Genomic DNA, 22,191 nt, shown 5'->3' with positions numbered 1-22,191 from the left:
GCCCTGCCCTGCCGCTACGGCAGGGCAGGGCGCGGGTGCCCGCCCGTCAGCGCTGCTGGCAGCCGGGGCACCAGAAGAGGTTGCGGGACACCAGGGACTCGGTGCGCACCGGCGTCTCGCAGACCAGGCAGGGCATGCCGGTGCGGCGGTAGACGTACACCTCGCCGCCGTGGTCGTCCACCCGCGGCGGGCGGCCCATGGCCTCCGGGGTGTGCTCGGGCCGCACGGTGTCGATCCGCCCTGCGCCGACGCCCTCGTGCATCAGGGCGACCAGGTCCGCCCAGATCGCGTCCCACTCGGCACGGGTGACGTCCTTGCCGGCCCGGTGCGGGCTGATGCCCAGCCGGAACAGCACCTCGGCGCGGTAGACGTTGCCGACCCCGGCCAGCACCTTCTGGTCCATCAGCAGGGCGGCGACCGTCGTCGAACTGCGGGCCATCCGGCGCCAGGCGGCCTCCGGGTCCGCATCGGGGCGCAGCGGGTCGGGGCCGAGCCGGTTGTGGACGGCCTTCTTCTCGCCGGGGCCCAGGAGTTCGCAGGTGTTGGGGCCGCGGAGGTCGGCCCATCCCTCGTCGTTCGCCATCCGCAGCCGGACCTCGCCGACCGGCGCGGGCACCTCGCCGGTGCCGAAGGCGAAGTTGCCGTAGAGGCCCAGGTGGATGTGCAGCCAGTCGTCCCCGAAGCCGAGGAACAGGTGCTTGCCGTGGGCCTCGGTCTCGTCCAGGGTGCGGCCGTCGAGCAGGGCGGCGCCCTCGGCGAAGCGCCCCTGCGGGCTGCTCACGCGTACGGGCCGGTCGGCAAAGGCTCGGTGGTTCTCTCGGGCTAGGCGGTGGATGATGTGGCCCTCGGGCACGGGCGTCAGCTCCTCGTCTGGTCCGTTGCGGCCCCTCCATCATCCCAGCCCCCTGTGACACCCCGACCGCCCGCCCGGGCGGTCGATCCAGGGGCGCGGGGAGGCACCTCCCGGCCGGAGGCCGGGGGAGAACTGCACAATCCGGACGCGGGCCACCGTACGGATCACGGCCTGGCCCACGCCGTCGTGATCACCACATCCGTATTGCGCAGTTCCCCGCGGCCCTACACGTCTGGTCGGAGGCGGGATCACACCACGCCGTCGGTGTCGGGCGGGGCGGTCACGGGCGGCCGGCCAGGCGGGACATGATGGCGCGGTCGAGGGCGGCGGCGGTGGCGGCGACGTCCAGCTGGGAGTTGTCGATGATGGGCAGGCCCGAGGTGCGCCAGCCGGCCATCCGGCCGTGGATGCGGGCGACCTCCTCGTCGCTCAGCCGGCGGTTGCCGCTGCGGCGGGCGTTGCGGGCGAGCACCGAGTCGAGGCCGGGGAGCAGGACGACCGGGATCATGCCGGGGCCGATGTGGCGCTTCCAGCCGCCGAGGCCGATGGCCGGCCGGTCGGGGAAGACGGCGTCGTCGATGATGCAGGAGATGCCGTTGGCGAGGTAGTTGCGGCAGGCGAAGCCGCAGGTCCGCCGGGCGAGGCGGTACTGGGCCTCGGAGGCGTTGTTCCAGCCGGACTGCGGGTTGGCGAAGCCGGACTGCACCCACTCGCGGACGTCGTCCAGGCTGATGTGGGCGGTGGGCATCGGCTGCCGCTCGGCCCAGTGCCGGGCGACGGTGGTCTTGCCGGCACCGGCCGGGCCGATCAGCAGCACGGCTATCGGGCCGGTCGGCAGCTGGTGCTGCGGCGGGTGCGCGGGGAGCTGGACGGGTGCGCCGGCCGGGAGGACGAAGTGTCCGGTGGCGCCGGGCGGCACGCTCATCGCGGGCGCCGCGGGTGCGGGCGCCGCGGGCATCGGGGCCGGGGGCGGCGCGGCGGGCTGCGGCTGCCGGGCGGGCGGCTGCGGGTACGGCGGCTGCGTGCCGGGCCTGGCCGGATACGGTGGCTGCGCCCCTCCTGGCCTGGCCGGGTACGGCGGCGCGACGGGTCGCGGAGGCATCGGTCCTCCCCCTGCGTACTGCGACATCGTCACCTCCCGAGCGGGACACTACACGTCGGCCCGGTGGCGGGCACAGTCCGCCACCGGGCCGAATGATCACGTGTCAGCGGGAGGTGAGCTGCTCCGCGAGGGCGCGAAGTGCCAGCTCGTACGAGCCGAGGCCGAAGCCGGCGATGGTGCCGGAGGCGATCGCGGCGATCACCGAGTTGTGCCGGAAGGTCTCCCGGGCGTAGGGGTTGGAGATGTGCACCTCGATGAGCGGCGCGGTGCGCTGGGCGGCGGCGTCGCGCATGGCGTACGAGTAGTGCGTGAAGGCACCGGGGTTGATGACGACCGGGGTCTTCGCGTCGGCGGCCTGGTGCAGCCACTCGACCATCTGCAACTCGGAGTTGGTCTCGCGGACCTCCACGTCCAGGCCGAGTTCGGCGCCGAGCGCGGTGCAGCGCTCGACCAGCCCGGCGTACGAGGTGGCGCCGTACACGTCGGGTTCGCGGCTGCCGAGCCGGCCGAGGTTGGGCCCGTTGAGGACGAGCACCCGTGTGGTCATCCGGACACCTCCGCGTAGGCGGCGACCAGCAGGGACGGGTCGGGCCCCTCCAGGACGGAGGTCTTCGCGAGGCCGTCCAGGACGATGAAGCGCAGCAGGTCGCCGCGGGACTTCTTGTCGATCTTCATGGCGTCGAGCAGCCGGGGCCAGGCGTCCGCGCGGTACGTCAGCGGCAGCCCGACCGAGCCGAGCACCCGCCGGTGCCGGTCGGCGGTCTCGTCGTCCAGCCTACCCGCGAGGCGTCCGAGCTCCGCGGCGAAGACCATGCCGATGGAGATCGCCGCGCCGTGCCGCCACTTGTAGCGCTCGTTGCGCTCGATGGCGTGGCCGAGGGTGTGGCCGTAGTTGAGGATCTCGCGGCGGCCGGCCTCCTTGAGGTCGCCGGAGACGACGTCGGCCTTGACCTGGATGGCCCGGCGGATCAGCTCCAGGGTGTGCGGGCCCGCCGGGGTGGTGGCGGCCTCCGGGTCGGCCTCGACCAGGTCGAGGATGACCGGGTCGGCGATGAAGCCGGCCTTGATCACCTCGGCGAGGCCGGAGACGTAGTCGTGCTTGGAGAGCGTCTCCAGGGTCGCCAGGTCGGCGAGCACGCCGGCCGGCGGGTGGAAGGCGCCGACCATGTTCTTGCCCTCGGCGATGTTGATGCCGGTCTTGCCGCCGACGGCCGCGTCCACCATGCCGAGCAGGGTGGTCGGCATGGAGATCCAGCGCACGCCGCGCAGCCAGGTCGCGGCGACGAAGCCGGCGAGGTCGGTGGTGGCGCCGCCACCGAGGCCGACGATCACGTCGCTGCGGGTGAAGCCGGTCTGGCCGAGCACGGACCAGCAGTAGGCGGCGACCTCGGCGCTCTTGGCCTCCTCGGCGTTGGGCACCTGGAGGGCGATCGCCTCGTAGCCCTCGGCGGCGAGGTCCTCGCGGATCGCCTCGCCGGTGGCGGCCAGCGCCTCCGGGTGGATGACCGCGACCCGCTTGGCCTTGCCGCCGATCAGCGGGGCGAGTTCGCCGAGCAGCTGGTGTCCGACCAGCACGTCGTACGGGTCGTGTCCGGCGCTGCCGCCGACGTGGATGGTGACGGTGTCGGTCATGCCTGCTTCAGCTCCAGTGCTTCCATTACGGCGTCCGCGACCTGCTCGGGGGTGAGCCCCTGGGTGTCGACGACGGCCTTGGCCACCTCCAGGTAGAGGGGGCGGCGGGCCTCCATCAGCTCGCGCCAGCGGGCCCGCGGGTTGACGGCGAGCAGCGGGCGCGGCGCGTCCAGGCCGACCCGCTTGACGGCGTCGCCGAGGGCGACCTCCAGGTAGACCACCGGGAGGCCGGCCAGCAGGGCGCGGGTGGCGTCGGCCATCACCGCGCCGCCGCCGAGCGCGAGCACGCCGGGGTGGGCCTCGGCGGCCGTGCGGACGGCCCGCACCTCCAGTTCGCGGAAGTGCGGCTCGCCCTCGTCGATGAAGATCTCCGGGATCGGCTTGCCCGCCTGCTCCTCGATGTCGGCGTCGGTGTCCCGGAAGCCGACCCCGAGGCGCTCGGCGAGCAGCCGGCCGACCGTGGACTTGCCGGCCCCGGGCGGGCCGACCAGCACGACGACCGGCGCGCTCATCGGACGATCAGGTGGTCGAGGTAGGACTGCACGTTGCGGCGGGTCTCGGAGACGTTGTCGCCCCCGAACTTCTCCGCCACGGCGTCCGCGAGCACCAGCGCGACCATCGCCTCGGCGACGATGCCGGCAGCCGGCACGGCGCAGACGTCGGAGCGCTGGTGGTGGGCCTTGGCCGGCTCGCCGGTGCGCACGTCCAGGGTCTGCAGGGCGCGCGGCACGGTCGCGATGGGCTTCATCGCGGCGCGCACCCGCAGCAGCTCGCCGGTGGACAGGCCGCCCTCGGTGCCGCCGGAGCGGCCGGAGGAGCGCCTGACGCCCTCGGGGGTGGGGACGATCTCGTCGTGGGCCTGGGAGCCGGGCACCCGGGCCAGCTCGAAGCCGTCGCCGACCTCGACGCCCTTGATCGCCTGAATGCCCATCAGGGCGGCGGCCAGGCGGGCGTCCAGGCGGCGGTCCCAGTGCACGTGCGAGCCGAGGCCGACCGGCACGCCGTACGCCAGCACCTCGACGACGCCGCCGAGGGTGTCGCCGTCCTTGTGGGCCTGGTCGATCTCGGCGACCATCCGCTCGGAGGCGTCGCCGTCCAGGCAGCGCACCGGGTCCTCGTCGAGGCGGGCCTCGTCGGCGGGCAGCGGGTAGACGCCGAGCGGGGCCTTGGCCGCGCCGAGCTCGATCACGTGCGAGACCAGCTCGATGCCGCAGGTCTCCTTGAGGTACGAGCGGGCGACGGTGCCGATCGCGACGCGGGCCGCGGTCTCGCGGGCGGAGGCGCGCTCCAGGATCGGACGGGCCTCGTCGATCGAGTACTTCTGCATGCCGGCGAGGTCGGCGTGGCCGGGGCGCGGGCGGGTCAGCGGCTCGTTGCGGGCGAGGCCGGCCAGGATCTCCGGGTCGACCGGGTCGGCCGACATGACCTGCTCCCACTTGGGCCACTCGGTGTTGCCCACCATGATCGCGACCGGGCTGCCCATGGTCAGGCCGTGCCGGACACCGCCGAGGAAGGTCACCTCGTCCTGCTCGAACTTCATCCGCGCCCCGCGGCCGTAGCCGAGCCGGCGGCGGGCCAGCGCGTCGGCCACCATCGCGGTGGTGACCGGCACACCGGCCGGCAGGCCCTCCAGCGTCGCGACCAGTGCGGGGCCGTGCGACTCCCCCGCCGTCAGCCAGCGCAACCTACCCAACGGAGCTCCTTCGTCAGCGGCCCGGCCCGCGCAACGCGGGCCGACCGGGGCTTTCGTCCGGCGGGCCCGCCCTCGGGCAGGAGGCGACGGGGCCCGCGCTCTGCCCCGATCCTTTCATGCCGCGGGACGGGACCGGCGCGTGGTCCGCGTGGCGGACACCTGTATGGACACTCACAGGTTTACCGCGCCGGGCCCGGGGTAGCCTGCTCAGCCCTCCGCGAGCGCCGCCTCCCCGGCCGCGCGCATCGCCGCCAGCGGGCCCGGCACGCCGGTGAACGCCTCGAACTGCAGCACCGCCTGGTGCACCAGCAGGTCGAGGCCGCCGAGCACCGTCCCGCCGCGCTCGGCGCAGGCGGCCGCCAGCCGGGTCGGCCACGGGTGGTACAGCACGTCGAACAGCACCCCGGGCCCGCTCGGCAGCACGTCGGCGAAGCCGTCGGTGGCACCGACCGGGGTGGTGGAGATCGTCAGCGGGGACTCCAGCGCCCGGGCGCCGTCCTCCCAGGCGACGGTGCGAATCCGCAGGCCGAGGCGCTCGCCGAGGGCGAGCATCTCGGCGGCCCGCTGCTCGCTGCGGACGTGGACGGTCACCTCGCCGGTGCACACCTCGGCCAGCGCGGCCAGCGCCGAGGAGGCGGTCGCCCCGGCGCCCAGCACCGAGGCCGCCTCCACCTTCTCCACGCCCCGCTCGCGCAGCGCATTGACCAGGCCGGGCACGTCGGTGTTGTCCCCGCTGCGCCGCCCGTCCGGACCGAAGACCACGGTGTTGACGGCGTCCACCGCCAGTGCCGTCCGACCGACCTCGTCGAGCAGCGGGATGATCGCCCGCTTGAGCGGCATGGTGAGCGACAGGCCGGCCCACTCGGCGGGTTCGATCCTTTCGATGAATTCCGGCAGCCCCGCCTCGTCCACCTCGAACCGGTCGTACCGCCGCTCCGCCATGCCCAGCGCCGCGTAGCCGGCGCGGTGCAGCACCGGCGACAGCGAGTGCGCGATCGGAGAGCCGAGCACGGCGGCCCGCAGTTGTGTCGTCACGTCAGTCCCATCGTGGGCGTTGGATCAGGACAGGATCACGGCGGATTCGGCCACGTCCGGCAGGAGCAGTGGCCGAGCGGCGGATCGTGGGCACACCATTCGACTGCACACCCGTTCGATTAACCGCATCGGAGACCGGATGTCCCGCATCGTACGCATCGCCGCCGCCGGCGTGCTGACCCTGTCCGGCCTGTGGCTGGGAACCGCCCCGGCAGGCGCCGCCTCACTGCCCACCTGCACCGCCCGGCTGAGCCTGACGACCATGCCCACGACCGCTTCCGGGTCCGTGGACTGCCGCCTCGCCTACGGTCACACGGGCGACGGGGTCAAGGCCCTCCAGGAGAGCCTCTACTTCTGCAACGGCGAGAACATCGCACGCGACGGGATCTTCGGCAACGCCACCAAGGCGGCCGTCCTGCGGGTCCAGCAGCGCGGCGGCATCAGCCAGGACGGCGTGTACGGGCCGCAGACCCGCGACCACATGAGCTTCATGACCTACGGCAGCTCGACCCCGCGCTGCACCGCCTGACGCAGCGGCTCCCGGCCGGCCGGGGCGGCCGGCCGGGAGGTGCGGCAGGCCGGGAGGTGCGGCTACTTGCAGACGCCGAGCTGCTTGTCGAACGCCTGCCCGTGGGCGGCACAGTTCTCGGCGACGTTCTTCAGGTGGTCCTCGTACGTGACGGCGAAGCGGGTCTCCTCCTCCGACATGGAGTACCAGTAGATCCAGTCGCCCGGCGTCGGGTTGAGCACCGCATTGATCGCCAACGTGCCGGGGTTGCCGATCGGGGTCGGCGGCAGGCCCTTGACCACGTACGTGTTGTACGGGCTCTTGTTGGTCTGGAGTTCGGCGTTGGTGAAGTGGACGCGGCCCAACTGGTACTGCAGCGTGGTGTCGAGCTGCAGCTTCCCCTGGGTGGCGTTGCTGTTCAGGCGGTTGTACAGGGCCCGGGCCATCTTGCCGAAGTCCTTGTCGTACTTGCCCTCCGCCTGGAGGATGCTCGCCTCGACGAGCACCTCGTAGCCGCTCTTGAGGCCGACCTTCTGCGCGCCCTGGTCGAGGTTCAGGTCCTGGTAGTGCTTCACCGCATTGGCGATCATCTGCTTGAGCAGGTCCTCGGGCTTCATGCCCTGGGCGACCGAGTACTTGTCGGGGAACAGGAAGCCCTCGATGTTCCCCTTCGCGTAGTCGGGCAGGCCGAGGTTGTTCAGCTGTTCCTTCGCCACGTTGGCGGTGGTGCCCTTGGGCACGTTCAGCTTGCCGTCGATGCGCTGGTAGATGTCGACGGCCTTCAGGCCCTCCGGGAGGATCAGCGCGTTGCCGCCGGCCGAGTCGACCAGCAGCTTGACGGCCGCCGCACCGGACATCTCGCGGGCCATCGTGTAGAAGCCGGGCTGGATGCTGCCGGACTTCGGGTCCTTGTTGAAGGCCGACACGAAGGCGTCGACGCTCTTCACCACGCCGGACTTGAAGAGCAGCGAGCCGATGGCCGTGCCGCTGGAGCCGGCCGCGATCTCGATGTGCACCGAGCCCGTGCCGGAACCCGCGTAGTCCGGCGGCGGGCCGAAGTGGTTCTGGTAGAAGCCGTAGCCCCACCAGCCGGCGCCGCCCATGCCGCCGAGCAGGACCAGGGCGACCACCAGGCAGGCGCCGCGGTTGCGGCGACCGGCCTTCTTGCCCTTCTCCTTGCGCTTGCGCTCGGCCTCGCGGGAGCCGTCCTCCTCGCCGTCGAAGAAGGAGCTGCCCTCGGTGGGGTCGTCGTCCTCGGCGTACTCGTCGAAGTCGTCCTCCCACTCCTCGACCTCCGCCTCGGCGGGGTCGTCGAGGGCGGCGGCCTCGGCCTCCCAGTCGATGCCGTCCGGGCCGGGGCCCGAGGGGCGCGGCTGGGCGCGGCGCGGCGGCGGCACCGGGGCACCGGGCTGCGGCGGACGTCCCGGCTGCTGGCCCGGCTGCTGCGGAAAGCCCTGCTGCACGCCCTGGCCGGCTGCCATGCCCTGGCCCGCCCGCGTGCCCGGGCCGGCCTGCATCTGCCCCTGCTGGGGCGGCATCGGCCCGCGGCCGTAGCCCTGCTGCTGTATGCCCTGGGACTGCATGCCCTGCTGCTGCATCCCCTGCTGCCGGAGATCCTGCGGGATCTGCCAGCCGCCGGAGTTCTGCTGCTGGAACTGCTGCTGCTGGTACTGCTGCTGGCCGTACCCCTGCTGCTGGTAGCCCTGCTGCTGCGGCATCTGGGGCTGCTGCTGCATCTGCTGCTGCGGGTAGCCGTGCTGGCCGTACGAGGGCTGCTGCTGCCAGCCCTGCTGCTGGGGGTAACCCTGCTGGCCGTACTGCTGCTGGCCGTACGCGTCGGGTTGCACCTGCCACGAGCCGGTCTGGTCGACGGGCTGCGGCTGCTGCGGGATGCCGTACCCGGGATCGCCCGGGTGCCACGGCTGGTCTCCCTGGGGGCGGTAGCCCCCGCCCTGGTCAGTCATCGAACCCCTTATGCGTACCGCCAAGTCGAACCGGCGTGCTACGGCATCATCCGGAGGGAGACGTTACCGTACCGCAGCATTCGCGATTCGCCGCATGCGCACCCTCAGTGACCGCCCTCCGCGGGCGGGGAACTCTGTTGCTCCTGATAGGCGTTGAACTCTGCGACATTCTTCTGCTGCTGTTCGAAGCTGTCGGTGAACCTGGTGTCGCCGGGACGCACGGTGACGAAGTAGAGCCAGTCGCCCTCGGCCGGGTCGGCGGCCGCGCGCAGGGCCTCCCGGCCCGGATTGGAGATGGGGGTCGGCGGCAGGCCGGTGTGCAGGTAGGTGTTGAACGGCGAATCCAGCTGGGTGTCCGTGGTCGTGGTGGTCAGCGTGGAGCGGCCGAGCGCGTAGTTGATCGACGAGTCCAGTTGCAGCGGCATGTTCTTGGCCAGTCGGTTGTAGATCACCCTCGCGACCTTGGCCATGTCCTCGGCGTTGTCGGCCTCGCCCTGCACGAGGCTGGCCACGGTGAGGACTCCGTAGGGGCTCTGTGCGAATGCGGTGGCCGCCGCGTCGACCCCGCCGGATTCCAGAGCCTTGCCACTCTCCGTGACCATCTGCTGGAGCAGGCCGAGCGGCGTGGTCTCGCCGGTCACCGGGTAGGTCGACGGGAAGAGGTACCCCTCCGGGTTGCCCTGGGCGGACTCCGGCAGGCCCAGGTCGCCACCGTGCTCCTTGGCGACGCCCTTGGTGGTGCCGGGCGCCAGGTGCAGCCGCTCGTCGATCGCGGTGTACACCTGCTCGGCGCGGCGCCCCTCGGGGATGGTCAGCGCATTGGCGTTGGCCGGGTCGAGCAGCACGCCGAGCGCGGAGGCCACCGACATCTTCAGCTTCAGCGTGTAGGTGCCCGGCTGGATGCGGTTGCCGGCCGGGTGCTGGGCCGCAGCGTCGGTGAACGCCCTGGTGCTGGCCACCACCCCGTTCTTGACCAGCGCCTTGCCGATCGCGGTCAGCGTCGCGCCCTGCGGCACCGACACCTCGACCGTCCCGTTGCCGCCGCCCGCGTAGTCGGGCGCCTCCGGCTCGGGCTCGGGCCACACCAGGTAGACCGCCAGCGCCAGCACACAGGCCACCCCGAACAGCGCCAGCACGCTCAGGCAGCAGGCCACCCCGGTCCGGACCTTCTCCGGGTCCGGCGGCTCCACCGCGTACGGCTGCCCGGGCGGCCGGCCCTCGGGCTCCTCCGCGGGGGCGCCGAGGTGGCCGGGGGTGACGCCGGGGCCCATGCCGGGTGCGGTGTACGGGTCGGTCACGAACGGCCCCTCCGTCGGCAGCCGGCAGTGCCGGCCTGCTCCAACAACGGCGACAACGGCGAAGGGGTCCGTGCGGACACCTCCGCACGGACCCCTTGTGGGACGTTAGTACGAACTGCTCAGACGGCCGGCTCGACACTCTCGCCGGGCGCCCGGCCGCTCACCCGTTCGGCTTCGAGCGCCGCCTGCAGGATCACCACGGCCGCCGCCTGGTCGATCACCGACCGGCCCTTCTTCGAGGACCGGCCCGAGGCCCGCAGGCCCTGGGCCGCGGTGACGGTGGTCATCCGCTCGTCCACCAGCCGGACGCCGACCGGCGCCAGCAGCGCCGCCAGCCGCCCGGCGTACGCCCGGACCTTGGCCGCGGCCGGCCCCTCCTTGCCGCTCAGCGAGCGGGGCAGGCCGACCACGACCTCGATCGCGTCGTACTCCTCGACGATCTCCTTGAGGCGCGCCTGGGAACGGCCCCCGGCGGGCACGGTCTCCACCGGCGTGGCGATCAGCCCGTCGGGGTCGCAGGACGCGACCCCGATCCGGGCGTCGCCGACGTCGACGGCGATCCGCCGGCCCCGCCGGAAGACCTTCTCGGGCAGCTGCTCGGTCATCAGGAGGCGCGCTCCGCGACCAGGGCGCGGACGGCGGCGATCGCCTCGTCCACCGCGGCCGGGTTGGAGCCGCCGCCCTGGGCGACGTCGTCCTTGCCGCCACCGCCGCCGCCGAGCGTCTTCGCCGCGGTGCGGACCAGCTCGCCGGCCTTCACGCCGCGGGCGCGGGCGTCCTCGTTGGTGGCGATCACGGTCAGCGGGCGGTCGTTCGCCACGGTGAAGGCCGCGACCACGGCCGGGCGGGAGCCCAGGCGGCCGCGGATGTCCAGCACCAGCTTGCGCAGCTCGTCCGCGCCGGTGCCGTCGGCGACCCGGGCCGCGACCAGGGCCACGCCCCGGACGTCCTCGGCCGCGTCGGCCAGACCGGCCGCCGCCGCGAGGACCTTCTCGGCGCGGAAGCGCTCGATCTCCTTCTCGGCGTCCTTGAGCTTGGTGAGCATGCCGGCGATCTTCTCCGGCAGCTCCTCCGGGCGGCCCTTGACCAGCTCGGTGAGCTGGGAGACCACGGTGTGCTCGCGCGCCAGGAACTTGTACGCGTCGACGCCGACCAGCGCCTCCACGCGGCGCACGCCGGAGCCGATCGAGGACTCGCCGAGCAGCTTCACCAGGCCCAGCTGGGCGGTGTTGCCGACGTGGGTGCCACCGCACAGCTCCTTGGAGAAGTCGCCGATGGTCACCACCCGCACCGAGTCGCCGTACTTCTCGCCGAACATCGCGATGGCGCCGGCCTTGCGGGCCTCGTCCATCGTCATGACCTCGGCGGTGACGTCGAGTTCGCGGACCAGCACCTCGTTGATCTTCTGCTCGACGTCGGTCAGCACCGAGCCGGGGACGGCGGCCGGCGAGCCGAAGTCGAAGCGGAAGCGGCCCGGCGCGTTCTCCGAACCGGCCTGGGCGGCCGTCGGGCCGAGCGCGTCGCGCAGCGCCTGGTGGGTGAGGTGGGTGGCCGAGTGGGCGCGCGAGACCGCGCGGCGGCGGTCCACGTCGATGGTGGCGTACGCGGAGGCACCGAGCACGACCTCGCCGAAGAGCACACCGCCGGAGTGCACGGTCACGCCGGGCACCGGCTGCTGCACGTCGCGGATCTCGACGACAGCGCCGGAGTCCAGGCGGATCCGGCCGTGGTCGGCGAGCTGGCCGCCGCCCTCGGCGTAGAACGGGGTGCGGTCGAGGACGATCTCGACCTCGTCGCCCTCGGTCGCGGCCGGCGCCGGGGTGCCGTTCACCAGCAGGCCGACCACGGTGGCCTCGCCCTCGGTGGCGGTGTAGCCGGTGAAGACGCTCGCGCCGGACTTGTCCGCCACCTCGCGGTAGGCGGCCACGTCGGCGTGGCCCATCTTCTTCGCCTTGGCGTCGGCCTTGGCGCGGTCCCGCTGCTCCTGCATCAGGCGGCGGAAGCCGGACTCGTCCACCTGGAGGCCCTGCTCCTCGGCCATCTCCAGGGTGAGGTCGATCGGGAAGCCGTAGGTGTCGTGCAGCTTGAACGCCTGGTCGCCGGAGAGCACCGCGCCGCCCGACTGCTTGGTCTCGGTGACCGCGGCGTCCAGCAGGTTGGTACCGGCCTTCAGGGTCTGCAGGAAGGCCGTCTCCTCGGCGGTGACGACCGTCTCGATGCGCTTGCGGTCGGCCTCCAGCACCGGGTACTGCGGGGCCATCGCCTTGACGGTGATGTCGGTGAGCTCCTTGGCCACCGGCTCGGTGGCGCCCAGCAGGCGCATGTTGCGGATGGCGCGGCGCAGGATGCGGCGCAGCACGTAGCCGCGGCCCTCGTTGCCGGGGGTGACGCCGTCGCCGATCAGCATGATGGCGGTACGGAAGTGGTCGGTGACCACGCGCAGCGAGACGTCCGACTTGTGGTCGGCGCCGTAGCTGTGGCCGGTGAGCTCGGCGGCGCGGTCGAGGATCATCCGGCTGGTGTCGATCTCGAAGAGGTTGTCGACGCCCTGCAGGATGGCGGCGAGGCGCTCGAGGCCGAGGCCGGTGTCGATGTTCTTGCTCGGCAGGTCGCCGAGGATCTCGAAGCCGTCCTTGCCGTCGCCGTGGCCGCGCTCGTACTGCATGAAGACCAGGTTCCAGATCTCCAGGTAGCGCTCGCCGTTGACGGCCGGGCCGCCCTCCTCGCCGTACGCGGGGCCGCGGTCGTAGTTGATCTCCGAGCACGGGCCGCACGGGCCGGGGACGCCCATCGACCAGAAGTTGTCCTTCATGCCGAGGCGCTGGATGCGCTCGGACGGGACGCCGATGACGTCGCGCCAGATCTGCTCGGCCTCGTCGTCGTCCTTGTAGACGGTGATCCAGAGCTTCTCCTTCTCCAGGCCGTAGCCGCCGTCCGCGACGGGAGTGGTGAGCAGCTCCCACGCGAACTTGATGGCCCCTTCCTTGAAGTAGTCGCCGAAGGAGAAGTTGCCGCACATCTGGAAGAACGAGCCGTGCCGGGTGGTCTTGCCGACCTCCTCGATGTCCAGTGTGCGGACGCACTTCTGGACGGAGGTGGCGCGGGAGTACTGCGGCTTGACCTCGCCGAGGAAGTACGGCTTGAACGGCACCATGCCGGCGTTGACCAGCAGCAGGGTGGGGTCGTCGGCGACGAGCGACGCCGACGGTACGACGGTGTGGCCGCGCTCCTCGAAGAAGCGCAGCCAGCGGCGGCGGATCTCAGCCGACTCCATCAGTGGTCCTTCCGGTTGGGTTGCTGCCCGGCAGCGCCCGGCGCTGGCGGGGCTCGGCAATGCTCTTGGTGGTGGTGCTGCGCTTCGGGGGCAGGGCGGCGGCCGGGGAGCCCGGGGCCGCCGAGATAGCTCGGTGGCCGGGCTCGGGGCGCAGCGCGCGGCGGCGGCGCGGCGGCTCGACCACAGCGGTGCCGTCGAGGCCGAGGTCGGCGCGGAGCTCCTGCTCGCGCTCGGCCATGCCGGCCTGGACGTCCTGGGCGAAGCGCTTGGCGGCGTCGCCGAGCCGGAGGGCGCCGCGGGCGGCGGTGCCGGAGATGCTGTCGGGGGTGAGCCGGTGCACGGCCTCGTTGGCCTTGCCCATGGCCCAGACGGCGGCGCCGGCGCCGACCGCCATCCAGAAGATGCGTCGAACCACCGTGGTCAGCCCCTCACCGCTCGGCGGACGCGGGCGAGCAGCCCGCCGCTGCGCGGCGCGGTCGCCGCGCGGACCTCGGCCCGGATCAGCCGGGCGAGCGCGTCGCGGTCGGCGGCCTGCTCGGGGAGGGCGGCCGTGCCCTGCTGGCGGGCGACGGCCTTGCGGACGCCGTAGCTGAACGCGGCGACCTTGACCAGCGGGCCGCCGATGGTGGCGGCGACGGTGGAGGAGAGGGCGTTGGCGTTGGCGGCGGCGTCCTGCACGTTGGCGGTGATCTCGTCGACCCGCTCCAGCTGCTCGTTGGCGCTGCGGACGGCCGCGCCGGCGTCGACCAGCAGCGGCACGGCCTGCTCGGTGACGGCGGAGACCAGGACGGTGGCCTCCTTCAGCACCTTGGAGAGCCGGACGAGCACCACGGCGAGCAGCGTGACCAGGACCGCCCAGAACACGGCCACCAACAGGCCGGCCAGTTCTCCCACGGACACCTTGTGCGCTCCCTCGCCTTGCAGCTTCCTCCGAAGGGAACCCTATCGTGACCACGGGCGGTTTCCCGACCGGATAAGCGCCGCCCCGCCGCCCCGCCCGGGCGCGGGGCGGGGCGTGACCCGTCGGCAGGTCACCTCGTTGATCGGAACGGGCCGGCCCGCTGGCCGGCCCGCACACCATCCCACCGACGACATGGGGGCCCGGTTGTCCAGCGAACCCGCGGCGGACGGGCAGCGGCGGACGGCCCGCGGACGGCTGCCCGCCGATCTCACCAGCTTCGTCGGGCGCCGCACCGAACTCGCCGCGCTGACGCGGCTGCTCGGCACCTCGCGGCTGGTCACGGTGACCGGCCCGGGCGGTGTCGGCAAGACCCGGCTGGCCCTGCGGGCGGCCACGGCGGCGGCCGGCCGGTCCTTCCCGGACGGCGTCCGGCTCGCCGAGATCGGCCCGGTGCAGGACGGGCTGCTGCTCGGCCACGCGGTGCTGGAGGCGCTGGAGCTCACCGACTCCACCGCACGCCCGCCGCTCGACGTGCTGGTCGAGCAGCTGTCGGACCGGCGGATGCTGCTGGTGCTGGACGGCTGCGAGCACCTGGTGGACGCCTGCGCCGAGCTGGTCGACGTACTGCTGCGCGGCGCGCCGGGCCTGCGGGTGCTGGCCACCAGCCGGCAGTCGCTGCGGGTGGACGGCGAGCACCTGCTGCCGCTGGCGCCGCTGCCGGTGGACTGCCCGGACGGGCGGCGTCCGGACGCGGTGCGGCTGTTCGCCGACCGGGCGTCCGCGGTGGTGCCCGGCTTCGAGCTGACCGCGGAGAACCGGGAGGACGTCGCCGTGCTGTGCCGTCGGCTGGACGGCATCCCGCTGGCGGTGGAGCTGGCTGCCGGCCGCCTGCGGGCGCTGTCGGTGGAGCAGATCGCGATCCGGCTGGACGACCGGTTCCGGCTGCTGACCGGCGGGGCCCGGACGGCTCCGCCGCGGCACCAGACGCTGCGCACCACGATCGGGTGGAGCCACGAACTCTGCTCTCCGCAGGAACGTTTGCTCTGGGCACGGCTGTCGGTGTTCTCCGGCGGCTTCGACCTGGAGGCCGCCGAGTACGTCTGCGCCGGCGAGGGGCTGGACCCTGAATCGATGACGGACCTGCTCGCCGACCTGGTGGACAAGTCCGTACTGCTGCGGCTGGACGCGGGCGACACCGTGCGCTTCCGGATGCTCGACACCCTGCGCGAGTACGGCGCGCACTGGCTGGCCTCCGCGGGCGAGGAGCAGCGGCTGCTGCGCCGCCACCGCGACTGGTACCTGGGGGTGGCGACCTGGGGCGAGGTGGAGTGGTTCGGGCCGCGGCAGGCGGAGACCGCCGAGCGGACGCGGCTGGCGCACTCCAATCTGCGGGCGGCGCTGGAGTTCTGCCTGGCGGAGCCGGGCGAGGAGCAGCAGGCGCTGGTGCTGGCCGGCACGCTGTGGTTCTACTGGGTGGGCTCCGGGCACCTCGGCGAGGGCCGGCACTGGCTGGACCGGGCACTGGCGCTGGCGCCGGAGCCGACCGCGGCGCGGGCGAAGGCGCTCTGGGTGACCGGATACATGGCCACCCTGCAGGGCGATCTGGCCGGTGCCGCGCCTGCGCTGGAGGAGTGCCGCCGGCAGGCGCTGGAGACCGGGGACGACCGGGCGCTGGCCTACGCGGTGCACCGGCAGGGCTGTGCGGCGCTGATCGCGGACGACCCGGTGCGGGCGGCCGAGCTGTTCGAGGAGGCGCTGTGGCACTACAACGCGCTCGGCGAGCTGAACAGCAACGTCCTGATGGCGATGTTCGAGCTGGGTCTGGCGCACCTGTTCCAGGGCGACGCGGAGACCGGCGCGGCGTGGATCGAGCGGGTGCGGGAGATCTGCGAGGAGCACGGCGAGCAGTGGGCGTACGCGTACGGGCTGTACGCCTACGCGCACGCCCGCTGGACGACGGGCGAGCTGCGGCAGGCCCGGGCGTACGCGCGCGAGTGCGTGCGGCTCAACCACCGGTTCCGCGACCTGCTGGGGATCGTGCTGGGCATGGAGCTGCTGGCGGTGCTGGAGACGGAGGGGCCGGAGGCGGACCTGGTGGAGGCGCGGGTGCTGCAGGGGGCGGCGCACCGGATCTGGCAGGGCGTGGGCACGCCGTTCTTCGGTTCGCGCAGTTTCAACGGTCCGCACCGGGAGGGTGCGGAGCGGGCCAGGTCGGGGCTGACCGAGGACGAGTTCGAGGAGGCGTTCGCGCGCGGTGCGGCGCTGGACCTGGACTCGGCGGTGCGGCGGGCACTGAGCGGCGGCGAGTTCCCGCCGGGCCTGCCCTTCGGCACGGACGGTCGCCCGCCGGACCCGTGCCCGGTCGAGCCGTCGCCGGTGCCGGCCCACTGAGGGGGCGCCTGCGCGGAAAAGGGGTGAGCCCCCGCAGCCGGTGGGGCTGCGGGGGCTCGGTGCTGCAGTGGTACCGCTCGCGGGTCAGCGCGAGTAGTACTCGACGACCAGCTGCTCGTCGCAGACGACCGGGACCTCGCGGCGCTGCGGCGCGCGGTCCAGGCGGAAGGCCAGGGCCTTCAGGTTGACCTCGAGGTACTTCGGGGTCTGGCCCTCGCCGGCGTTGCCGCCCTCGCGAGCCACCTGGAAGGGGACCTTCTCCTTCGACTTCTCCTTGACCGTGACGACGTAGCCCGGCTTCATCTGGAACGACGGCTTGTTGACCTTGCTGCCGTTGACCTCGATGTGGCCGTGCACGACCATCTGGCGGGCCTGGTAGATGGTGCGGGCGATGCCCGAACGCATGACCAGGGCGTCGAGACGGACCTCCAGCAGGGCGACGAGCGCCTCACCGGTCTTGCCCTCGACCTTCTTGGCCGACTCGAAGGCGCGGGCCATCTGCTTCTCGCTCAGGTCGTACTGCGCGCGCAGACGCTGCTTCTCGGTCAGACGGACCTTGTAGTCAGAGTTCTGCTTGCGGCCGCGGCCGTGCTGGCCGGGCGGGTAGGGGCGGGCCTCGAAGTACTTGACGGACTTCGGGGTCAGCGGGACGCCCAGGGCACGAGCGATCTTGACCTTGGGGCGCTTCTGGTTCGCCATGGAACCAATACCTCTTTCGGTGTGCGAATACGGCTTCACCAGGTGTTGACGGAGGCCGCTTCTCGCGACCCGGAGAAAAACCACCGGGGTGGTCAGCCGCTCTCCGAGCCGGGCACGTGCGTGCTTGCACACGAGTGGCCCACCGACCGCGGGGGTGGTGGGCTGCCCGCGACACCGGAACCGGTGCGCGACGCTCCTGGAGGCACTCCCGGAGGAGGGACCTCATGGCCGGTGCCCCGCTGGTGCGGACGGTCGGCCGGTTCTCACCCGCCGCCGTGCCCGGGACATGGCACTCCGGTCGAGTATACCGCCGGCCCGCCGGTCCGGATCACCGCCCCGAAGTCGCCGTGCCCGGGCCGCGCCGGGGCTCACTCCCCCTTGAGCCGGGCCCTGGTCCACTCGACGGTGTCGGCGTAGCGCGCCTCGCCGCCGCGCCGGGTGGGGTGGTAGTACGCCTTGCCGTGGACCGCGTCCGGCGCGTACTGCTGGGCGGCGATGCCCTCGGGGAGGTCGTGCGGGTACTGGTAGCCCTTGCCGTGGCCGAGTTTGCCGGCGCCGCCGTAGTGGGCGTCGCGCAGGTGCGGCGGGACGGCGCCCGCCGTCCCCTGCCGGACGTCGGCGAGGGCCGCGTCGATGGCCAGGTAGGCGGCGTTGGACTTGGGCGCGAGCGCGAGCGCGATGGCGGCCTGGGCGAGGATGATCCGGGCCTCCGGGAAGCCGATCATGGCGACCGCCTGGGCGGCCGCGACGGCGGTGGAGAGCGCGGTGGGGTCGGCCAGGCCGACGTCCTCGCTGGCGGAGATCATCAGGCGGCGGGCGATGAACCGCGGGTCCTCCCCCGCCTCGATCATCCGGGCCAGGTAGTGCAGGGTGGCGTCCACGTCGCTGCCGCGGATCGACTTGATCAGGGCGCTGGCCACGTCGTAGTGCTGGTCGCCGTCCTTGTCGTAGCGGACGGCGGCCTGGTCGACGGCGGTCTCGGTGGCCGCCAGGGTGATCTCCGCCGCGCCCTGCTCCAGCGCGGCGCCGGCCGCCGCCTCCAGGGTGGTCAGCGCCCGGCGGGCGTCGCCGCCGGCGAGGCGGACGAGGTGGTCCTCCGCCTCCGCGGTGAGCTCGACGGCACCCGCCAGCCCGCGCTCGTCCGCCACGGCGCGGCGCAGCAGCAGGCGGACGTCCTCGTCGGTGAGGGACTCCAGGGTGAGCAGCAGCGAGCGGGAGAGCAGCGGGGAGATCACCGAGAAGTAGGGGTTCTCGGTGGTGGCGGCGATCAGGGTGACCCAGCGGTTCTCCACGGCGGGCAGCAGGGAGTCCTGCTGGGCCTTGGAGAAGCGGTGGATCTCGTCGAGGAAGAGGACGGTCTCGCGGCCGGTCATGCCGACGGCGCGGCGGGCGCCGTCGATGACCGCCCGGACCTCCTTGACGCCCGCGGTGATGGCGGAGAGTTCGACGAAGCGGCCCTCGACGGCCTGGCTGATGACGTGGGCGAGGGTGGTCTTGCCGGTGCCGGGCGGGCCCCAGAGGATCACCGAGCTGGTGGCGGCCGGGCCCTTGGCGCCGGCGACGAGGCGGCGCAGCGGGGAGCCGTCGCGCAGCAGGCGGCGCTGGCCGGCGACCTCGTCCAGGGTGCGTGGGCGCATCCGTACGGCGAGCGGGGCGCGGCCGGGTTCCTTGGCCTGGCGTTCCTCGGCGGCGGCGGTGAAGAGGTCCGGTTCGTCCACGGGCGCAAGGGTATGCGAGGGCGCCGACGGCCAGGGCGGGTAGTTCGAATTTGAACCTGACCGCGTAGGCTGGGTGGCCTCCCCCGCTGTCGAAGGAGTGCCTGCCATGTCCGTCCGCCGTCTGAACCACGCCGTGCTGTGGATACGCGACGTCGACCGATCGGTCGCGTTCTACACCGACGTCTTCGGTTTCCGGGTCGACCACCTGATCGCGGGCCGGGCGGCGTTCCTGTCGGCGCCCGGCACGCTCAACGACCACGACCTGGGCCTCTTCGCGATCGGCGCGGACGCGCCCGGCCCGGAGCAGGGCCGGGTGGGCCTCTACCACCTGGCGTGGGAGGTCGGCACGCTGGGCGAGCTGGCCTCGCTGGGTGCCCGGCTGGCGGAGCTGGACGCGCTGGTCGGCTCCACCGACCACCTGGTGTCCAAGTCCTTCTACGCCAAGGACCCGGACGGCAACGAGTTCGAGGTGATGTGGCGGGTGCCGCGCGAGGACTGGCCGGCGGCGGACTCGGGCGCCCGCCCGGGCCCGCTCGACCTGGCGGCCGCCCTGGACCGCTGGGGCCCGGACCTGGCCACCGGCGCCGCGGCCGGCTCGGCGACCTGAGCGGTCAGCCCCGGAGCGTCGAGGCGTGGTCCGGGACGTACGTCTGGAGGTCCCGGGGCGGGCGGCGGTAGCCGGTCGGCCCGGGGCGGGGCGGCAGGCTGACCGCGGGCGGCTCGATCGCCTTGTAGGGCACGGTGGAGAGCAGGTGGGCGATCATGTTGATCCGGGACCGCCGCTTGTCGTCGCTCTCCACCACGTACCAGGGCGACTCGGGGATGTCGGTGTGGGCGAACATCTCGTCCTTGGCCCGGGAGTACTCCTCCCAGCGGGTGATCGACTCGACGTCCATCGGGGAGAGCTTCCAGCGCCGCATCGGGTCCTCCAGGCGGCCCCGGAAGCGCTTCTCCTGCTCCTTGTCGCTCACCGAGAACCAGTACTTGCGCACCAGGATGCCCGCCTCGATGAGCATCTGCTCGAAGATCGGCGCCTGGTGCAGGAACAGCCGGTACTCCTCCTCGGTGCAGAAGCCCATCACGTGCTCCACACCGGCGCGGTTGTACCAGCTGCGGTCGAACAGGACGATCTCGCCGGCGGCCGGCAGCTGCTCGACGTAGCGCTGGAAGTACCACTGGCCGCGCTGGCGCTCGGTCGGGGCGGGCAGTGCGGCGATCCGGGCGAGGCGCGGATTGAGGTACTCGGTGACCCGTTTGATCGCGCCGCCCTTGCCGGCGGCGTCCCGGCCCTCGAAGACCACGACCAGCCGCACCCCTTCGGAGCGGACCCACTCCTGGAGGCGGACGAGCTCGTACTGGAGCCGCAGCAGCTCCTGCTCGTACGGTTTCTTCGCGAGCCTCTTCGCCACGGGTGCCCTCCGTTCGCCGGTGGGCACTCACGCTACGGCCGATCCGGCCCCCTCGCAGGGATTCCGGCCGCCGACCGCACGGTGGAGGGCACCGGCAGCCCCCTGCACCGCCGGTACCGCTCCCCCCGTGAAGCGCAGACTCTTCCGCAGCCCGGCCGCGCGGTCCAATTCCGTGATCCATACCCTGTGGGCATGGACATCGACACCCGGCTGCTGCGGTCGTTCGCAGCGGTGTTCGAGGAGGGGCAGCTGACCGCCGCGGCGGCCCGGCTGGCCGTGTCGCAGCCGACGCTGACCAAGCAGATCCGGCTGCTGGAGAAGCAGCTGGAGGTGCGGCTGTTCGAACGGTCGCGGGCCGGGATGGCGCCCACCCCGGCCGCGCACGAGCTGGCCGCCCGGGTGCCGGCACTGCTCGCCGGCTGGGCGGAGGCGCTGCGGGCGACACGTGGCGCGGCCGGGCACTCCGGCACGCTGCGGGTGGCCTTCGAGGGGGCGACGATCAACCTGGTGGGCCGGGCCACCGTGGAGGCCTTCGGCCGCCGGATGCCCGGCTGGCAGGTCAGGCTGCGGCAGTTCAACGTCTTCGACTCCGCCGCCGCACTGGACTCCGGCGAGGTCGACCTGGCGCTCTGGCACGCCCCGCCGGAGGACGGCGACGACACGGCGGACGGCCGGTACGGCTGCGCCCCGCTCGGCCTGGACGAACGGTGGGCGGTGCTCCCCGCGGACCACCCGCTGGCAGGGCGGGCGGAACTGGAGATGGCGGAGCTGCTGGACGAGGCGGTGGTGGCGGTGCCGGCCGCGGCCGGCTTCTGGCGCGACCACTGGCTGGGGGCGGACGCCCGCGGCGGGCGCCCGGTACGGGTGGGTACGGTGGCGCACAGCCCGGACGAGTGGCTGACGGCGGTGGCCTGCGGCCAGGGCATCGGCTTCGCGCCGGCCTCGATCAGGGCACTGGTGGGGCGTCCGGACGTGGTGTTCAGGCCGGTGCGCGGTCTCGGGCCGAGCCGGGCCGGCCTCTACTGGCGGGCGGACCGGCCGGTGGGGCCGGCCATCGAGGCCTTCGTGCGCAGTTGCCGGGAGACGGTGGCGGTGGGCGGCCGGGTGCGGCCGCCCGTGGGCCCGGGTGCGGATCAGACGCCGTCGAAGGGGGCCGGGTAGCGGCAGAAGCCGCGCGGCGTGCCGTCGTAGCCGGCCAGCGGCAGGGCGAGGAAGCAGTCGTCCTGCACCTCGTAGGGGCCGGTGATCTCGTGGCGGGAGGCCGGGATGAACCCGAAGCGGGAGTAGTAGCCCGGGTCGCCGAGGACGACGACCATGCGCTCGCCGGCCTCCTCGGCGGCGGTCAGGGCGGCGCGCACCACCAGGGCGCCGATGCCCTTGCGCTGCCACTCCGGCGCGACGGCGACCGGGGCGAGCGCCAGCGCCCAGCCGTCGCCGACCTGAAGGCGGGTCAGCAGGGCGTGAGCCAGGACGAGTTCGTCCTCCACCGCGACAACGGAGAGGTCCGGCATCCACGCGGGGTCGCGGCGCAGCGCGTCGACGAGGTCGGCCTCGTCGGGGCCGGGGAACGCCGCCATGTGCACCCGCCGGGTGGCGGGAGCATCCGACGGGAGCTCGACTCTGGTACGGACGGCCATGTGGTGCACTCCTCTGTCGTCGCACGCCGTTGTGGACCGGCCCCGGTCGGTGCGGTGCACCGACCGGGGCCGTGACA

General features: G+C 73.2%; 21 protein-coding genes. 4 read left to right on the top strand and 17 right to left on the bottom strand.

What is annotated here, in order from left to right:
• Window positions 1-46: 46 nt before the first annotated feature.
• The 7 genes from ACQ614_RS30460 to ACQ614_RS30430 form a co-directional block, all read right to left on the bottom strand.
• Window positions 47-853 (bottom strand): Fpg/Nei family DNA glycosylase, encoded by an 807-nt coding sequence (locus ACQ614_RS30460; protein ID WP_431682102.1) that lies wholly within the window; start codon window positions 851-853, stop codon window positions 47-49.
• A 280-nt stretch (window positions 854-1,133) separates the two neighbouring features.
• The gene (locus ACQ614_RS30455; protein WP_431682101.1) at window positions 1,134-1,955 is read right to left on the bottom strand and encodes an AAA family ATPase; all 822 of its coding nucleotides are present in this window, start codon (window positions 1,953-1,955) and stop codon (window positions 1,134-1,136) included.
• Between the two features lie 103 nt (window positions 1,956-2,058).
• Complete coding sequence (gene aroQ / locus ACQ614_RS30450) at window positions 2,059-2,502, bottom strand: type II 3-dehydroquinate dehydratase (protein ID WP_431682098.1); 444 nt, start codon at window positions 2,500-2,502, stop codon at window positions 2,059-2,061.
• A complete protein-coding gene (gene aroB / locus ACQ614_RS30445) occupies window positions 2,499-3,587 on the bottom strand; it encodes a 3-dehydroquinate synthase (RefSeq protein ID WP_431682096.1) in 1,089 nt (362 codons plus the stop codon). Before aroB ends, aroQ begins: the two co-directional genes overlap by 4 nt.
• Entirely contained in the window at window positions 3,584-4,099 is a 516-nt protein-coding gene (locus ACQ614_RS30440) for a shikimate kinase (RefSeq protein ID WP_431682094.1), read from the bottom strand. Before ACQ614_RS30440 ends, aroB begins: the two co-directional genes overlap by 4 nt.
• Window positions 4,096-5,280 carry a chorismate synthase gene (gene aroC, locus ACQ614_RS30435; RefSeq protein WP_431682093.1) on the bottom strand — a complete coding sequence of 395 codons (1,185 nt, stop codon included), beginning with the start codon at window positions 5,278-5,280 and terminating at the stop codon, window positions 4,096-4,098. The genes ACQ614_RS30440 and aroC overlap by 4 nt, the downstream gene beginning before the upstream one ends.
• A 207-nt stretch (window positions 5,281-5,487) precedes the next feature.
• Entirely contained in the window at window positions 5,488-6,315 is an 828-nt protein-coding gene (locus ACQ614_RS30430) for a shikimate dehydrogenase (RefSeq protein ID WP_431682090.1), read from the bottom strand.
• Window positions 6,316-6,454: 139 nt separating this feature from the next.
• Here ACQ614_RS30430 and ACQ614_RS30425 point away from each other — a divergent pair, with 139 nt between their 5' ends.
• A complete protein-coding gene (locus ACQ614_RS30425) occupies window positions 6,455-6,844 on the top strand; it encodes a peptidoglycan-binding domain-containing protein (RefSeq protein ID WP_431682088.1) in 390 nt (129 codons plus the stop codon).
• 62 nt (window positions 6,845-6,906) lie between these two features.
• On the opposite strand, the gene mltG (ACQ614_RS30420) is transcribed toward ACQ614_RS30425, so the two are convergent.
• The 6 genes from mltG (ACQ614_RS30420) to ACQ614_RS30395 all read right to left on the bottom strand — a co-directional run bounded on the left by mltG (ACQ614_RS30420) (window position 6,907) and on the right by ACQ614_RS30395 (window position 14,259).
• On the bottom strand, window positions 6,907-8,787 hold the full coding sequence (mltG, locus tag ACQ614_RS30420) for an endolytic transglycosylase MltG (protein WP_431682086.1): 1,881 nt from the start codon (window positions 8,785-8,787) through the stop codon (window positions 6,907-6,909).
• A gap of 104 nt (window positions 8,788-8,891) precedes the next feature.
• On the bottom strand, window positions 8,892-10,085 hold the full coding sequence (gene mltG / locus ACQ614_RS30415; RefSeq protein WP_431682083.1) for an endolytic transglycosylase MltG: 1,194 nt from the start codon (window positions 10,083-10,085) through the stop codon (window positions 8,892-8,894).
• Between the two features lie 119 nt (window positions 10,086-10,204).
• Window positions 10,205-10,690, bottom strand: a complete 486-nt coding sequence (gene ruvX, locus ACQ614_RS30410; protein WP_363492536.1) for a Holliday junction resolvase RuvX — start codon at window positions 10,688-10,690, stop codon at window positions 10,205-10,207.
• Window positions 10,690-13,359, bottom strand: a complete 2,670-nt coding sequence (gene alaS, locus ACQ614_RS30405; protein ID WP_431682081.1) for an alanine--tRNA ligase — start codon at window positions 13,357-13,359, stop codon at window positions 10,690-10,692. The genes ruvX and alaS overlap by 1 nt, the downstream gene beginning before the upstream one ends.
• Window positions 13,346-13,774, bottom strand: a complete 429-nt coding sequence (locus tag ACQ614_RS30400; protein WP_344624195.1) for a DUF6167 family protein — start codon at window positions 13,772-13,774, stop codon at window positions 13,346-13,348. Before ACQ614_RS30400 ends, alaS begins: the two co-directional genes overlap by 14 nt.
• A 5-nt stretch (window positions 13,775-13,779) precedes the next feature.
• Window positions 13,780-14,259 (bottom strand): DUF948 domain-containing protein, encoded by a 480-nt coding sequence (locus tag ACQ614_RS30395; protein ID WP_363492534.1) that lies wholly within the window; start codon window positions 14,257-14,259, stop codon window positions 13,780-13,782.
• 205 nt (window positions 14,260-14,464) lie between these two features.
• On the opposite strand from ACQ614_RS30395, the gene ACQ614_RS30390 reads away from it, so the two are divergent.
• Entirely contained in the window at window positions 14,465-16,651 is a 2,187-nt protein-coding gene (locus tag ACQ614_RS30390; RefSeq protein ID WP_431682077.1) for an ATP-binding protein, read from the top strand.
• Window positions 16,652-16,735: 84 nt separating this feature from the next.
• Here the strand turns inward: ACQ614_RS30390 and rpsD are convergent, their stop codons facing one another.
• Together rpsD and ACQ614_RS30380 are read right to left on the bottom strand one after the other, a co-directional pair.
• Window positions 16,736-17,350 (bottom strand): 30S ribosomal protein S4, encoded by a 615-nt coding sequence (gene rpsD / locus ACQ614_RS30385; protein ID WP_030268492.1) that lies wholly within the window; start codon window positions 17,348-17,350, stop codon window positions 16,736-16,738.
• Window positions 17,351-17,718: 368 nt separating this feature from the next.
• Window positions 17,719-19,068: a replication-associated recombination protein A gene (locus ACQ614_RS30380; RefSeq protein ID WP_431682075.1), complete on the bottom strand. Its 1,350-nt coding sequence runs from the start codon at window positions 19,066-19,068 to the stop codon at window positions 17,719-17,721.
• 106 nt (window positions 19,069-19,174) lie between these two features.
• Between ACQ614_RS30380 and ACQ614_RS30375 the strand changes: the two genes are divergently transcribed.
• A complete protein-coding gene (locus ACQ614_RS30375) occupies window positions 19,175-19,675 on the top strand; it encodes a VOC family protein (protein WP_363492531.1) in 501 nt (166 codons plus the stop codon).
• 4 nt (window positions 19,676-19,679) lie between these two features.
• On the opposite strand, the gene ppk2 is transcribed toward ACQ614_RS30375, so the two are convergent.
• Complete coding sequence (ppk2, locus tag ACQ614_RS30370) at window positions 19,680-20,477, bottom strand: polyphosphate kinase 2 (RefSeq protein WP_431682073.1); 798 nt, start codon at window positions 20,475-20,477, stop codon at window positions 19,680-19,682.
• A 192-nt stretch (window positions 20,478-20,669) separates the two neighbouring features.
• On the opposite strand from ppk2, the gene ACQ614_RS30365 reads away from it, so the two are divergent.
• Window positions 20,670-21,638, top strand: coding sequence for a LysR family transcriptional regulator (locus tag ACQ614_RS30365; protein ID WP_431682072.1), 969 nt, complete (start codon window positions 20,670-20,672; stop codon window positions 21,636-21,638).
• Here ACQ614_RS30365 and ACQ614_RS30360 read toward each other — a convergent pair.
• Complete coding sequence (locus tag ACQ614_RS30360; protein WP_431682070.1) at window positions 21,611-22,114, bottom strand: GNAT family N-acetyltransferase; 504 nt, start codon at window positions 22,112-22,114, stop codon at window positions 21,611-21,613. The two genes, ACQ614_RS30365 and ACQ614_RS30360, sit on opposite strands and share 28 nt — an antisense overlap.
• Window positions 22,115-22,191 lie beyond the last annotated feature (77 nt).

Origin of the sequence: Kitasatospora dryopteridis, from assembly GCF_050749075.1 — a bacterium.
Taxonomy (GTDB): domain Bacteria; phylum Actinomycetota; class Actinomycetes; order Streptomycetales; family Streptomycetaceae; genus Kitasatospora.
Note: the sequence above shows the minus strand (reverse complement) of the source record. Positions and strands in the feature narration are given on the sequence as shown.

Excerpts from the sequence above, each read along its gene's own strand:
- alaS (WP_431682081.1), bottom strand. The coding sequence starts at position 13,359 with ATGGAGTCGGCTGAGATCCGCCGCCGCTGGCTGCGCTTCTTCGAGGAG.
- ACQ614_RS30360 (WP_431682070.1), bottom strand. The coding sequence starts at position 22,114 with ATGGCCGTCCGTACCAGAGTCGAGCTCCCGTCGGATGCTCCCGCCACC.
- aroQ (WP_431682098.1), bottom strand. The coding sequence starts at position 2,502 with ATGACCACACGGGTGCTCGTCCTCAACGGGCCCAACCTCGGCCGGCTC.
- mltG (WP_431682086.1), bottom strand. The coding sequence starts at position 8,787 with ATGACTGACCAGGGCGGGGGCTACCGCCCCCAGGGAGACCAGCCGTGG.
- ACQ614_RS30455 (WP_431682101.1), bottom strand. The coding sequence starts at position 1,955 with ATGCCTCCGCGACCCGTCGCGCCGCCGTACCCGGCCAGGCCAGGAGGG.
- ACQ614_RS30440 (WP_431682094.1), bottom strand. The coding sequence starts at position 4,099 with ATGAGCGCGCCGGTCGTCGTGCTGGTCGGCCCGCCCGGGGCCGGCAAG.
- ACQ614_RS30365 (WP_431682072.1), top strand. The coding sequence starts at position 20,670 with ATGGACATCGACACCCGGCTGCTGCGGTCGTTCGCAGCGGTGTTCGAG.
- aroB (WP_431682096.1), bottom strand. The coding sequence starts at position 3,587 with ATGACCGACACCGTCACCATCCACGTCGGCGGCAGCGCCGGACACGAC.
- ACQ614_RS30375 (WP_363492531.1), top strand. The coding sequence starts at position 19,175 with ATGTCCGTCCGCCGTCTGAACCACGCCGTGCTGTGGATACGCGACGTC.
- ruvX (WP_363492536.1), bottom strand. The coding sequence starts at position 10,690 with ATGACCGAGCAGCTGCCCGAGAAGGTCTTCCGGCGGGGCCGGCGGATC.
- ACQ614_RS30425 (WP_431682088.1), top strand. The coding sequence starts at position 6,455 with ATGTCCCGCATCGTACGCATCGCCGCCGCCGGCGTGCTGACCCTGTCC.
- rpsD (WP_030268492.1), bottom strand. The coding sequence starts at position 17,350 with ATGGCGAACCAGAAGCGCCCCAAGGTCAAGATCGCTCGTGCCCTGGGC.